Consider the following 12,860-nt stretch of genomic DNA (forward strand, 5'->3'; position numbering starts at 1 on the left):
TATTTAAAGTATTTTCTTTCTGCTACTATTATCCCTCCGAAAAAACCTTTTAAATCAATAGTGAAATTACTTTAATCTGTTAATAGTCACTGTTAGATATTTTTTAAAAGGGTGGTTATTTTAACTTAAGTTAAATTTCGACCATTTATTTATTTCTGCTATAGCATTTAATCTTTTATTGAGAATATTGAATTTATGATGAAGAAAATAGTGTTAGCCGCGACCTTAATAACCGCAACTTTATTAAGCGGTTGTGCGACTGAGTCCTCCCGTTCGTTAGAAGTGGCCAAGGTTGCCTCTTACGGCACGCAATACAACGGCACGCGCAGCCCCATTTCCGTTGGCAAGTTTGATAATCGTTCAAGCTATATGAGCGGAATCTTCTCTGATGGTGTGGATCGTTTGGGGGGGCAGTCAAAAACCATTCTGGTGACTCACTTACAACAAACTGGCCGCTTTAATGTATTAGAGCGCACCAACATGGAAGAGTTGAAAAATGAAGCGGCTATTTCTGGGCAAAACCAGCAACTGAAAGGGGCGACTTACGTTGTCACCGGCGATGTGACGGAGTTTGGCCGCAAAGAAACCGGCGACCGCCAGTTATTTGGTATTTTAGGCCGGGGTAAATCTCAGGTTGCTTATGCCAAAGTGAATCTGAATATCGTTAATGTGAATACCTCTGAAGTGGTGTTTTCTTCACAGGGTGCGGGTGAGTATGAACTGTCTAACCGCGAAGTTATTGGCTTTGGCGGAACAGCCAGTTACGACTCAACTTTGAACGGCAAAGTATTGGATTTAGCGATTCGGGAAGCAGTGAATAATCTGGTCGCGGGTATTGAATCAGGTGCATGGCAACCGGCGAAATAAATCTTAATGACGAGTATGGATACCGCAATATGAAACTGACACAAAAGATGTCTCTGTTATTGGCCGCTGCTGTGCTGGCGGGGTGCGCTACGGCACCGAAACCGATTTACCACTGGGATAATTACCAAGCTACGGTTTATCAATACTATAAATCCGATGCCAACCCTGAACAGCAAATTGCTGCTTTAAAAGAAAGTATTGAAAAGTCACGCGCTAAAGGTCTGCCAGTCCCCCCTGGTTTACATGCCCACTTGGGGATGCTGTATGGCAATACCGGTCATACAGACTTAGCGATGACTGAATTTAACACGGAGAAATCGGCATTCCCTGAGTCTGCGCCGTTTATGGATTTCTTGATGAGCAAGGATAAAGGGGCATTTAAATGAAATCTATTTTTGCGATATGTGCTGTCATGATGGCGCTGTTATTGACCGGTTGCGCCAAGCCAGTGCCACAGGACTATTCTGCGTTTAAGCAAAGCAAACCCAAAAGTATTTTGGTGCTATTGCCACAAAATCAGTCACCTGAAGTGTCAGCCAGTCATGGCATGTTATCTCAGGTCACTTACCCGTTATCTGAAGCGGGCTATTATGTATTGCCAGTGGCCGTGGTTGACGAGACCTTTAAACAGAATGGCATGACCAATGCGGGTGATATCAGTGCGGTCAGCCCAGCTAAACTCCACAAAATCTTTGGCGCAGATGCCGTGCTGTACATCACCGTGGTTCAATATGGTACCTCATATCAGATAATTACCAGTGATACTCGGGTCACGGCGACGGCAAAACTGGTTGATTTAAAAACTGGCAAGTTGCTGTGGAGTGGTAGTGCGACGGCATCCAGTAATGAAAGTGATAATGCCTCCGGCGGTATTATTGGCATGTTGGTTCAGGCGGCAATCTCCCAGATTGCCAATACCATGACGGATAAAAGCCATGATATAGCGGGCATAACCAGTGTCAGAATGCTCTCTGCCGGGACGCCAAATGGTATTTTGTACGGCCCGCGTTCTCCACAATACGGTAAAGATGGCAACTAAGTTTCTTTAGTGCCCATGCCCCTGAAATTATCGGGGGCATTTGTTGACTCCCCAATAACGCTTAATTTAATCCCCCATTCTCTAGCTTGTTAATGCCATTTCCAGTGCCATTGCCGGGCACTTAACCACACATTCACCGCACCCATCGCACAGCTCATCAACTAAAGTTGGAGGCTGGTTGGTCTGCCAGACTAGCGCTTGTTTCTCACAATAATCGGCGCAACTATCACAATAGATATAAATATTCTGGCAGGGATTTTTTATCACCGGATGAGGGTGACTTGCCGGTGATGAGTCGCTAGCCGCCCCTTTTAATAAGCCACGAAATAGCCCCCGGCGGCTAATAACCCGGCTTTCCATATAGGCTTTATAGTAGCGTTCGTCTCTGTTCATCGATTTTTTATCACCGATATAGCTCATGGGGATGGGGGAATAAACCCAATTTCAGTTGCAGGGTTTTCAGGTAACACTCGGAAATCTCAGCCAACAGCGGATAAACCTGATGCTCAAGCTGCGCATTTTTGACCAACTCAAGATAGCGCCAGGCCCAGGGTAGCAGGTGCTCAGTGAGCAGCATTATTGCCGCGTCAGTTGGCTGTTGTTGGGCTGAATGTGGCTGCTGCTGAGTTAAATGTGGCTGTTCAATGAGATGCACCCAAGCCAAAAGCATTAAACCAAACTGGTCTTCCGGCTCATGAATCGCACTCTGACTTGCCAGCCCTAATGTTGACAGAAATTCACGATATTGCAGGGTGCTGGTGCCCATCAGAATATTTTCTTTATCCAGATAAACTGACCCCCACGGCGGCGCGGGCATTTCACCTTGCCCCTCAAACAGCACCGAGAAGTCATATTCCAATTGTTCTGGTGAAATATCAGGTAGCTGTTGGCAACAGCGAGCAATGTTGGCCGGGTGGGGCCATGGGAAAAGATCTTTTATTTGCGGCAGCAATGGCCAGAGACGCCGCACTGTATCGGACTGCGGGGGATAGTAAAAACATGCGCCGAGAATGCGTGGCAAGGTGGTGTTTAGTAACGTCAAAATCTTCTCTCCAGGCCCGGTCACTTTAGTCTTGAGTCGCCGCAGGGGAAGGCGGCGACTCGGTTATTAAAAAAAATCAGTAAGTTAAATTACATCGGAACTTGCCAGAGATTATAGAAAGCAATGCGCCCAGCCAATTCACCGATGACTAGCGCTGAAGCACTCACCGCCAGTGTCGTGCGGGGGATTCGGTCTTTCAGTAATGCAGCTGCGGCCACAAAAACGCCCAGAGTGAGCAGCAGGATTTGTACTCCCCAAAACACAGATTGTTGGCTGCTGAGATCCACGGAGCTTTGCCCCAGGAAACTTAAATAGCCGGGTTTATTCACCAACGTCACGATAGCGCCGACTAACAAGGCCGTGGCACCCAACTGACGTGCGCCAGTGAGGATGGCGAAAGCACCGCCGCCGACCAATACTGTCATCCATAGCTGCAATGAGGTATATGAGGTATCCCAGTTAGGCACTGTGGTTAATTGATAAACTTGAGTTATTGACCACGCAAAGGCTAAGCCAAAAATCACTGTCGCCACATTACACAGCATGGCCAGCATGGCATTTTTCACCATGGCGGAGAAGAACACCGTGCCACAAGCCATCGCCACCAACAGACTACTGAGCAGTATTTCATTGCTCATCGGGGAGCGGCCGACGCCGAGTAACATGTTCATCGCGCGTAGGGGTTGCCCAACATGCAGCGCGCCAATGACTAAGCCCACAAGCATCAAGATCAGGCCGAGAATATTAGCCTGTTTGAGCTGCTGTGCCGTGGTCAGGCCGAGTTGGTGACTGAAGAACACTAAAGCAAACAACCCGACGGCGGTTTGCCCCAGTACGGTGAAGAATACCAAAGGTAATTCATGCATTTTATACCTCCGTCGGATTTTGGATGCGGCCTGATGTATCACCGGATGGTTTGGCATCACGATGGCTTCTGATAACCAGATTAGGGTGTGTGAGATGGGCATGAGGCAGGGGCGCTACCGCATTTTCTTCGCCATATTTATCACGTAATACTGTGATTTCATCGAAATCTAATGCTCGCTGCGGGCAAGATTCGACACAAACTGGTTTATGCCCTTCGGCCACACGTTGATAGCAACCATCACACTTGGTCATCAGTTTCTTTTTGGCATCAAATTGCGGCGCACCATAGGGGCAGCGCATCTCACAGTAACGGCAACCCACACACAGATCTTGATTCACCACCACCAAGCCGTCTTCTTCACGTTTGTGCATCGCGCCGGTCGGGCAGCCGGTGACACAAGTCGGTGACGAACAGTGATTACAGGCAATGGACAGATAATAATTGAACACATTTTGTACCCAAATATTGCCCTGTTGCGTCCAACTTCCTCCGCCATATTCATAAACACGGCGTAATTTCGGCCCGAGATCCAAGTTCTTCTCATCCTTGCAGCTGATTTGGCAAGTTTTGCACCCAGTGCACTTGGTGGAGTCGACAAAAAAACCATATTGCTTCATTTTTCAACTCCTTATGCGCGTTTAACTTCAACGAGGTTAGTGTGTTGCGGGTTACCTTTCGCTAATGGCGAAGGGCGCTGGGTCGTCAAAGTATTGATACAACCGCCCACATCAATGCCCTCCTTGTTGATATTGCGCCATGCGCCTTGTGGCACGCTAATGACACCGGGTAAAACGCGCTCGGTAATTTTGACCGCGATACGCATTCGCCCCCGATCATTGAATATTTCGACCATATCGCCGGGTTGAATGCCACGGGTCTGCGCATCAATGGGATTCATCCAAAACTGGTGTGGCACCGCTTCGCGCAACATGGCGACATTATAATAAGATGAGTGACAATGGCCTTTAACATGGAAACCGGTCATTTGTAGTGGGTAGGTTTTCAGGGTTTCTAAATCACTGACACCTTCAAATGTCGGGCAATATTCAGCGACGGCAGTAATGCGATCTCCGGGTGCCAATTGCCACTCTTTTTCCAATGTGGCGAGCGCTTCAGAGTAGATCTCAATTTTGCCAGATGGGGTTTTCAATGGGTTATTTTGCGGGTCATCGCGGAAGTCTTTTAAGGCGATATATTGGCTGCTATCGGCATAAATTCGGTCAATTATTCCTTTGTCATTGGTTTGCTCAAAGGGCGGCAGTGCCGGGTTCTTTTCGCGCATTTTGTTATAACTGATTTCAATCCATTCTTGCTGGGAATGCCCTTCGGTAAAGGCTTCCCCAATGCCACATTTGGTGGCAATTTCGGCTAAAACATCATAAGACGGGCGACATTCCCACATCGGTTCGATAGCATTTTGCAGCCGCGTCACATAGTGATAAGCCCCGCTGGCATAGGAATTATCAATCAAATCATTTGATTCCACCGAGGTGACATCGGGTAATAATAAATCAGCATATTTCGCCGAACGGGTCATGTGGTTTTCCCACACTAAAATAAATTCGCACAGTGATTCATCTTGCAAGATACGGTGGGTTTTATTCAGGTCAGAATGCTGATTTCCAATCACATTACTGGCGTAATTCCACATAAACTTAATATTGGTATCAAGTTTATCTTTATTCTTCACATGGGCATTTTTAGCGGTCATCTCAGTGCCACGGAAAATAGCGTCTGTCCACATAAAACAAGGAATAGCCGTTTTTACTGGATTGGGAATACTGAATCCCGGCACTGGATATTTAACATTCCCGCCCCAGGCTCCGGTATTGGTACCGGCTTTGCCGATATTACCGGTCATCAATGGCAGCATCATAATTGAGCGCGCAGCTTGCTCACCATTGGCACTGCGCTGAATGCCCCAACCTTGGGAAATCCAGGCAGCACGGGCATTTCCTAACTCGCGTGCGAGTTGGATAATACGGGTTGGTGCAATACCGGTTATTTCACTGGCCCATTGCGGTGTTTTTTCTACACCATCGATACCCAGACCTAAAATATAATCTTTATATGAACTATTGGCCGGGGCAGAAGCGGGTAATGTGCTGGCATCCCAGCCTACACAATATTCCTTCAGGAAATCCTCATCGGTCAGGTTTTCTTTAATTAATACATAGCCCAATGCGGCGACCAGTGCGGCATCGGTGCCGGGGAGTATCGGTATCCACTCAGCATTGAGGGTGGTGACACTGTCGGTCATCCGTGGGTCGATAATAATGACTTTAGCTTTACTCTTCCCCAGCGCATGAACTGTTTCAATATATTGGCCACCGCCGGACATGCGTGTTTCTGCCAGATTATGGCCGAACATCACCACTAAGTCGGAGTTTTTAATTTCATCCAACAGGGTTTCATCGGTATTACCATAAATATAAGGCATCACGGTATTAATTTGCGCCGTGGAGTAGGTGCCGTGTTGATCCAGAAAACCGCCGAGTAAACTGAGCATTCTTTTACAAGCATTACGGCCTTGTAAATTAGCCCCGGTAGAGCCAGAACCATATTGATAATAAATGGCTTCATTGCCGTGTTGTTGAATGGTTTTTTTTAGATTGTCAGCCACAATAGTGGTGGCTTCATCCCAACTGATTCGTTTGAATTTACCTTCGCCGCGTTTGCCCACTCGCAACATGGGATATTTTACTCGGTCGGGATTATATGTTTTCCATCTGACCGAGCGGCCACGTAAACAGGGGCGAATTTGATGTTCGCCAAAGGTGGAATCATCATAAATAGCTTCATTAGCAATTTTAATAATTTCGCCATTTTTGACATGTACTTTTAGTGGGCAGCGGCTGCCGCAGTTAACCAGGCAAGCACTGTATTTAATGGTTTCTTTGTTGACTGGGGCCGCCTGTTCTGGCGCGGCTTGCACAGAGAAAGGCAGGGTGATTGAGCCAGCAATTGCCGCAGCCCCGGTGACTGCGGCAGATGTTTGAATAAATTCACGGCGGCTCAGTGATCCAGCGATAGATCTTTTATTGTTATTCATCGACATTCCCTTTGCGAAGGACACTATTTTGACGAAAATAAAGCATAGAATAGAGTGTTAATACTCCACCTTAGGAAATAATTTGTTACTTTCATATGATATAAATCAATTAAGACGGGATAACGAAAATAGAGACCTTATTTATGTGAGCATGCCGAGGGTTATTAATGATTTAACGCGAGATATTAACTGTTCTCTATACATAAAATTAATATATTTAATGTAATTAAGTGCTGTAATAAAGAATCAATCTCAAATGAAAGGAATGTATTACTATTTCCGAGTTTATTTGATTTTACTTAATTATAATTGAGAAAACTCTTAATATACCCTAAATAATTCGAGTTGCAGGAAGGCGGCAAGGGAGATAATCCCGATGAGCTTACATAAGTAAGTGATTCGGGTTATTGAGCGTAGCCAACGCACATGCAGCTTGAAGTATGACGGGTATAAATGACTGCTGATTATTAGTGACTCTTCCCTGAAATGGATTTCAAGGGCATGAGAGTTATGCAAAAAATGGCTAAAAATATAAGTTTATTTTTTTCTAACGGAAGAGAAAATCGGCATCACGATTTTTAGCTCTGCCCTGAGTAAACTGCTATTCTATATCGATACTCTTCATAGTATTACCATGCAGGGAATGAGTGCGATGTTGAATATGAAAAATCGATTTGAGCGTAATAACCTCTTCGGAGAGAAAAATATCCATGCTGTTTTTGAAGTCAGCCTGCTGCTGAAAGCGATATTAGCTATCATGGAGGTTGTGGCGGGTATTTTAACCTTCTTTATTACTCCCCAGTTTTTACTGAATATATTGCATCGCCTCACACAAGTTGAATTTATTGAAGACAGGGGCGATGTGGTCGCCAATTATGTGTTGCATGCGGCACAAAACCTTTCCATCAGCAGTCTGCACTTTGCCGCTTTTTATTTACTCATACATGGCATTGTTAAGCTGTGGATCATTATTGGCTTGTGGCGCAAAAAACTAGGTTATTACCCTGCGGCAATAGTGATTTTTAGCTTGTTTATTGTCTATCAACTCTATCGTTATACCTTTACTCATTCGGTGCTTTTGATCCTGATAACGGTACTGGATGTGGTAGTTATCGTGCTGACCGTGCTGGAGTATCGGCAGTTGCGACTGAAACAAAAAAGGCCCTAAGCGAGGCCGTTGTAATAGCGATTAAATAGCTACTTGAGCGATTAAATAGCTATTGGGCTATCAGCGGCGGGTGATACCTTCATAAATCAAACGCAGCCCAAATGCCCCCACGGCAACCCCGATAATACCACTTAACAGATGTTGAACTTTACCATATGCACGCCGCACTGCTGGGCGCGAGAATGCCATGCTAAGCAATGACCGCCAGAGGACAGAGGCCAGAACAATACCGAGCCAGGCGACTATTTTTGCCCATGCGGGTGTGGTCGGAGTGAGCGTTACCGAGAAAATACTGATAAAAAACAGCACGGTCTGCGGGTTAGATAAATCAGTCAATAGCCCACGGCGGAAGAACACATACCAAGGTGTCACCGAGGAAGTGGCGACAGCCCCCATGCCCATATGCAGTTCCTGACGGTGGCGCAGCATATTATAGGCATACCACATCAGATACAAACCGCCGCCGATTTTAATTGCCGAGAACAATGCGCCGCCCTCAGCAATCAGTGCAGCCATACCAAATAACCCCAATCCTGAGTAAATCGCGTCCCCCAAGGCCACACCCAGCCCAGTGAGTAAACCTGCATTTTTGCCAGAGCTGAGGCTGGTTTGCACCACAATAAGTAAGTTAGCGCCAGGATTGATAAAGGTGAGTACAAATAGCCCGATGGTCAATATGATGACATGCATTTCATCCATTCTGTGCGGCTCCGGTAGTCGTGATTTCAGTAGCATAATGCAATCTGCGGGAGCGAACAGCGCATTAATCGTGTTTATTGCATTCAGTTAATAGAAATGTGTCGTCAGTCACTCAGCAAAAATATGGGCCTGACCCACTATCGTCAAATCAACCATTAAGCCAACATGGAGCCCTTCGCGACTGATGGTTTTAATTTCTACCATTTCGTCATGTTGAATAACTTTCTCATGCTGGACAATAGATAAAGTGAGCGTCGAAATAAAACCAGCAAAATCAATACTGATAATTTTAGCCAGACAGTGAGTTGGATAATGGTGAGCCGCGGGCAAAGGTGTGATGGTCACTTGTTCGGGACGCAGCATAATGCGAGCTTGCCCATGACGTGTTGCGTCGTCAACGTTGACCCGGCCTAGTGCGCAATCGGCCCATCCGGCCTCAATATGAGCAGAAAGAATTAGCGTTTCACCCAGGAATGTGGCGGTCGGCTCATCAATCGGTCTCAGATAAAGTTCTTGCGGTGGGCCAACATGAGCCAACTTGCCCGCGCGCATTACGGCCACCTGATCGGCAAAAGACAGCGCTTCGCTTTGGTCGTGCGTAACTAAAATGGAGGCGATATTAGCTTGTGACAGTAACTCGGCCACTGCTTTGCGGGTTGATGCGCGCAAGGCGGTATCCAGTGCTGAGAAAGGTTCGTCCAATAACATCAATACCGGACTTTGCGCCAATGCTCTGGCGAGTGCGACCCGTTGTTGCTGACCGCCGGATATTTCATGGGGCCAAAGCTGTGCTAATCGCCGGTCTAGCGCGACCATTTCCATTAACTCATCAACCCGCCGGGCTTTATCCTGTTTACTGCCTTTTAGCCCATAAGCAATATTGCCCGCCACGGTAAAATGTGGAAACAAAGCACCATCTTGTGGGACAAAGCCAATCCCGCGTTTATGAGCAGGCACCTGGATTGAGTGGTCAAATACGGGATTCCCTTGCAAAATTACCTTGCCGCTATCCGGCGTTTCGAAACCGGCAATAATACGCAGTAAGGTCGTTTTACCCGAGCCAGATGGCCCGACAATCGCCGTGCGGCTTCCCGCCGTAACCTGTAAATCAATGCCGTCTAATACATTGACCGATTGGTAAGATTTGCCAATTTGTTGAAGTTCAAGCGTGCTCATAATCCTGCCGTACGTTGAGATTGAGAATAAAGAAGCCAGGTTAGCGGCAGGGAGAGCGCCACCATGAGCAGGGCGTAAGGTGATGCAGCAACGTAATCTATTTCACTGGTCAATGCCCAAAACCCTGTCGCCAATGTGCGGGTGCCATTCGGGGCCAATAACAAGGTGGCGGTCAGTTCATTGGAGATAGCTAAAAATACCAAGGCCGCGCCCGCCGCAGCGCCGGGGGCCGCCAAGCGCATCGTGGTGCTCCAGATAGCTTGGGTGGGCGTTTTCCCTAAACTGCGCGCCACGTTCTCAAGTTCGACCGGCGCGGTCGCAATACCGGCCCGTAAACTGATTAAGGCGCGTGGCGTAAACATCAATAAATAGGCCAGTAAAAGAGTAAATTCGGTTTGATACAGTGGCCGTGCAATCCGGATGGTGATGGTCACCAACGCCAGTGCGACCACAATACCGGGCAGCGAACTGGTGACATAATTACAGCCCTCCATGACCCGGTGTAAACGGCCTGGGTAGCGCACGGATAACCAGGCCATCGGTATGGCGCATAGGGTGATAATCACCGCGCCACTCAGCGCCAATGCCAATGTTTGTTTCAATGCTGGCAGCAATTCAGGATTCAACCATACATCAATGCCGCCAATATAGAGCCAGCGGGTGAGAGTGATAAGGGGCACGCCGAGCGAGAGGGCTGTCATCGCCAGTGGTAACAGCAGACACAGTAAGGTGAGGGCGGTTCCCATTGAATAAGCAGTTTGTCTGCGTGCGCTACCCGAACCCACGCGCGCGTAGCGGTTATAGCCGCGGCTGGTGGCTTCAATTAGCAATAATCCCAAGCAACATAACGCCAGAACACCCGCTAACATATTGGCCGCCGGGCCATTAAATGTAGATTGGAATTGATCAAAAATCGCGGTGGTGAAAGTATCGAAACGGATCATGGCGTATAGCCCATATTCTGCTAATAAATGCAGTGCAATCAGTATCGAACCACCCCAAACAGCTAATTTTAATTGTGGCAATACCACCCGGAAGAATACTGCGGCAGGCGTGCTACCCAGTGAGGCGGCTGCATCCTCAAGGCCGGGATCAAGGCGGCGCAATACTGCTGAAGCGGGCAGATAAATAAAAGGAAAATAGGCAATAACAGAGATAAATACCCCCGCGCCCAGCCCATGCATTGAGGGTATCAGGCTAATCCAGGCATAACTTTGCACAAAAGCAGGAACAGCCAGCGGGGCGATAGCCAGCAGTGACCAAATTCGTCTGCCGGGTAGAGCGGTGCGTTCAGTGAGCCACGCCAAAGCCACACCAATAATGGCGCAGAGTGGCAAGGTGAATGCCACCAGTAATGCGGTGTTAAGCAGCAACTCCCCGACGCGAGGGCGGAAAACAAGTGCTTTTACTGTTGGCCAGCCAGAATCAATGGCAATGCCAATAACAAACCCCAGCGGCAACAGGGATAGTAATGAAAGCATCACGGCAATGGCCACAATCCTAGATCCGGGACGGCGGCTATAGTGCACTTGAGCGGCTTGACTCAGTGGCATTGGGATAACATCGGGGTTTACATTGGCCATAATCGTCAAGGCACTCGGCGTGTTAATGCCCGTCGGGTCAGAAACTCGACGGGCTAAAAGTACATATTTTCAGCAGGTTGACTTTATTACAGCAAGCCAGCTTCTGTCATCAACTCAACCACTTTCTTGCTGTTCAGTTTAGACGGTTCTACTTTTGGCGCATCCAACTCTTTCAGTGGCACTAATTTAGGGTTAGATGCAGCATCGACCCCCACGGCATATTCAAAAGCATTATTAGTGCGCAAGATATCCTGACCGGATTTACTGGTTATCCATTTCATGAATTCCTGGGCTTCTTTCGGATGCTTGCTTGATGCCAACACGCCGCCGCCTGAGATACTCACAAAGGCACCTGGATCTTGATGTTTGAAGTAGTACAATTGAGTCTTGCCGCTGTTCTCACCGGTTTTGGCTTGGTCAACAAAGCGATAATAATGATAGATAACCCCGCCATCAATCTGGCCGGCGTTGACTGCTTTCATCACCGTGCTATTGCCCTTATACGCGGTGGAGTTGGCTTTCATGGCTTTTAACCATTCCAATGTGGCTTTTTCGCCTTTCAGTTCCAGCATGGCGCTAACAATTGCCTGGAAATCAGCTCCGGAGGGTGATGCCGCCCAGCGGCCTTTCCACTCAGGTTTTGCCAAATCCATAATAGATTTAGGTAACTCGGCTTCACTGATTTTTTCCGGATTATAGACAAAAACAGTGCTGCGGGCGGCAATGCCAGTCCAGCGGCCATGTTCAGGGCGATATTCTTTCGCCACCTGAGCTTGTGTTGCCGCATCCAATGGCGCGAACAATTTTGCATTATCGACCAGCACCATGGCGGGGGAGTTTTCTGTCAAGAAAACGTCTGCGGGTGATGCGCTACCCTCCTGAACCAACTGATTACCTAACTCGCTGTCCCCGCCGTTTCGCAGGGTCACTTTAATTCCGGTATCTTTGGTAAAGCCGTCAACCCAGGATTTCACCAGATTTTCGTGTTGGGCGTTATACACCACAATGCCTTCGTCATTGGATGCTGCATTAGCGGAAAACGCCAGCATCATTGAGGAAGCCAATAGAGCTGCGGGGCAGAGAGAGGATAAACGTAACTTCATAAAGACATCCTTTAACAGGTCAAAGAAGAAAACGAAAGTGTCAGGCAACAGCGAAACAGCTCGATTGTATAGAAAATCAGCATTAATGATAGTGAAAATCATTCGTATTATTTGCTACGAAATGTTTCACTAATGTTGCCATAATTCCTTATTGTTCAAGGGGTTTAGTGTGGTTTTTCCTGAAAAATAAAGGGCGGTGAGCACAATTTCTTGATCAATTACTGCGAAGTATCCCGCATTTTCCTGTTTGTTCGTTACAGACA

The 12,860-nt window shown here is 47.4% G+C and carries 13 protein-coding genes; 4 read left to right on the plus strand and 9 right to left on the minus strand.

Annotated features, from left to right (window positions below; translation table 11 throughout):
• Nucleotides 1-195: 195 nt before the first annotated feature.
• The 3 genes from FTA91_RS01270 to FTA91_RS01280 are packed head-to-tail and all read left to right on the plus strand — an operon-like array spanning nucleotide 196 to nucleotide 1,906.
• The gene (locus FTA91_RS01270) at nucleotides 196-867 is read left to right on the plus strand and encodes a CsgG/HfaB family protein (RefSeq protein WP_145535588.1); all 672 of its coding nucleotides are present in this window, start codon (nucleotides 196-198) and stop codon (nucleotides 865-867) included.
• A 29-nt stretch (nucleotides 868-896) separates the two neighbouring features.
• Nucleotides 897-1,253 (plus strand): DUF4810 domain-containing protein, encoded by a 357-nt coding sequence (locus tag FTA91_RS01275; protein WP_050112580.1) that lies wholly within the window; start codon nucleotides 897-899, stop codon nucleotides 1,251-1,253.
• Entirely contained in the window at nucleotides 1,250-1,906 is a 657-nt protein-coding gene (locus tag FTA91_RS01280; protein WP_050112581.1) for a DUF799 domain-containing protein, read from the plus strand. The genes FTA91_RS01275 and FTA91_RS01280 overlap by 4 nt, the downstream gene beginning before the upstream one ends.
• Nucleotides 1,907-1,987: 81 nt before the next feature.
• On the opposite strand, the gene FTA91_RS01285 is transcribed toward FTA91_RS01280, so the two are convergent.
• The 5 genes from FTA91_RS01285 to FTA91_RS01305 all read right to left on the minus strand — a co-directional run bounded on the left by FTA91_RS01285 (nucleotide 1,988) and on the right by FTA91_RS01305 (nucleotide 6,868).
• A complete protein-coding gene (locus tag FTA91_RS01285) occupies nucleotides 1,988-2,317 on the minus strand; it encodes a 4Fe-4S binding protein (protein WP_186366611.1) in 330 nt (109 codons plus the stop codon).
• The gene (locus FTA91_RS01290; RefSeq protein ID WP_145535591.1) at nucleotides 2,310-2,948 is read right to left on the minus strand and encodes a TorD/DmsD family molecular chaperone; all 639 of its coding nucleotides are present in this window, start codon (nucleotides 2,946-2,948) and stop codon (nucleotides 2,310-2,312) included. The genes FTA91_RS01285 and FTA91_RS01290 overlap by 8 nt, the downstream gene beginning before the upstream one ends.
• Nucleotides 2,949-3,037: 89 nt before the next feature.
• The gene (locus FTA91_RS01295; RefSeq protein ID WP_050112583.1) at nucleotides 3,038-3,814 is read right to left on the minus strand and encodes a dimethyl sulfoxide reductase anchor subunit family protein; all 777 of its coding nucleotides are present in this window, start codon (nucleotides 3,812-3,814) and stop codon (nucleotides 3,038-3,040) included.
• Nucleotide 3,815: 1 nt separating this feature from the next.
• Nucleotides 3,816-4,433 (minus strand): DMSO/selenate family reductase complex B subunit, encoded by a 618-nt coding sequence (locus tag FTA91_RS01300; RefSeq protein ID WP_050112584.1) that lies wholly within the window; start codon nucleotides 4,431-4,433, stop codon nucleotides 3,816-3,818.
• An 11-nt stretch (nucleotides 4,434-4,444) separates the two neighbouring features.
• Nucleotides 4,445-6,868: a DmsA/YnfE/YnfF family dimethyl sulfoxide reductase gene (locus tag FTA91_RS01305; RefSeq protein ID WP_145535593.1), complete on the minus strand. Its 2,424-nt coding sequence runs from the start codon at nucleotides 6,866-6,868 to the stop codon at nucleotides 4,445-4,447.
• Nucleotides 6,869-7,520: 652 nt separating this feature from the next.
• On the opposite strand from FTA91_RS01305, the gene FTA91_RS01310 reads away from it, so the two are divergent.
• Entirely contained in the window at nucleotides 7,521-8,036 is a 516-nt protein-coding gene (locus tag FTA91_RS01310; RefSeq protein WP_145535890.1) for a DUF2127 domain-containing protein, read from the plus strand.
• A gap of 60 nt (nucleotides 8,037-8,096) precedes the next feature.
• Here the strand turns inward: FTA91_RS01310 and FTA91_RS01315 are convergent, their stop codons facing one another.
• From FTA91_RS01315 to FTA91_RS01330, 4 genes are all read right to left on the minus strand, one after another.
• The gene (locus FTA91_RS01315) at nucleotides 8,097-8,735 is read right to left on the minus strand and encodes a LysE family transporter (RefSeq protein WP_050112586.1); all 639 of its coding nucleotides are present in this window, start codon (nucleotides 8,733-8,735) and stop codon (nucleotides 8,097-8,099) included.
• 108 nt (nucleotides 8,736-8,843) lie between these two features.
• A complete protein-coding gene (locus tag FTA91_RS01320) occupies nucleotides 8,844-9,911 on the minus strand; it encodes an ABC transporter ATP-binding protein (protein WP_145582799.1) in 1,068 nt (355 codons plus the stop codon).
• Nucleotides 9,908-11,494: an ABC transporter permease gene (locus FTA91_RS01325; RefSeq protein ID WP_145582801.1), complete on the minus strand. Its 1,587-nt coding sequence runs from the start codon at nucleotides 11,492-11,494 to the stop codon at nucleotides 9,908-9,910. Before FTA91_RS01325 ends, FTA91_RS01320 begins: the two co-directional genes overlap by 4 nt.
• 86 nt (nucleotides 11,495-11,580) lie before the next feature.
• Complete coding sequence (locus FTA91_RS01330) at nucleotides 11,581-12,597, minus strand: iron ABC transporter substrate-binding protein (protein ID WP_145582803.1); 1,017 nt, start codon at nucleotides 12,595-12,597, stop codon at nucleotides 11,581-11,583.
• Nucleotides 12,598-12,860 lie beyond the last annotated feature (263 nt).

The organism is Yersinia thracica (assembly GCF_902170565.1).
In the GTDB taxonomy this organism is placed as follows: Bacteria; Pseudomonadota; Gammaproteobacteria; order Enterobacterales; family Enterobacteriaceae; genus Yersinia; species Yersinia thracica.

Bases quoted from the DNA above. Each gene is read 5' to 3' on its own strand.
- FTA91_RS01270 (WP_145535588.1), top strand. From the start codon at position 196: ATGATGAAGAAAATAGTGTTAGCCGCGACCTTAATAACCGCAACTTTA.
- FTA91_RS01275 (WP_050112580.1), top strand. From the start codon at position 897: ATGAAACTGACACAAAAGATGTCTCTGTTATTGGCCGCTGCTGTGCTG.
- FTA91_RS01280 (WP_050112581.1), top strand. From the start codon at position 1,250: ATGAAATCTATTTTTGCGATATGTGCTGTCATGATGGCGCTGTTATTG.
- FTA91_RS01295 (WP_050112583.1), bottom strand. From the start codon at position 3,814: ATGCATGAATTACCTTTGGTATTCTTCACCGTACTGGGGCAAACCGCC.
- FTA91_RS01300 (WP_050112584.1), bottom strand. From the start codon at position 4,433: ATGAAGCAATATGGTTTTTTTGTCGACTCCACCAAGTGCACTGGGTGC.
- FTA91_RS01305 (WP_145535593.1), bottom strand. From the start codon at position 6,868: ATGAATAACAATAAAAGATCTATCGCTGGATCACTGAGCCGCCGTGAA.
- FTA91_RS01310 (WP_145535890.1), top strand. From the start codon at position 7,521: ATGTTGAATATGAAAAATCGATTTGAGCGTAATAACCTCTTCGGAGAG.
- FTA91_RS01315 (WP_050112586.1), bottom strand. From the start codon at position 8,735: ATGGATGAAATGCATGTCATCATATTGACCATCGGGCTATTTGTACTC.
- FTA91_RS01320 (WP_145582799.1), bottom strand. From the start codon at position 9,911: ATGAGCACGCTTGAACTTCAACAAATTGGCAAATCTTACCAATCGGTC.
- FTA91_RS01325 (WP_145582801.1), bottom strand. From the start codon at position 11,494: ATGGCCAATGTAAACCCCGATGTTATCCCAATGCCACTGAGTCAAGCC.
- FTA91_RS01330 (WP_145582803.1), bottom strand. From the start codon at position 12,597: ATGAAGTTACGTTTATCCTCTCTCTGCCCCGCAGCTCTATTGGCTTCC.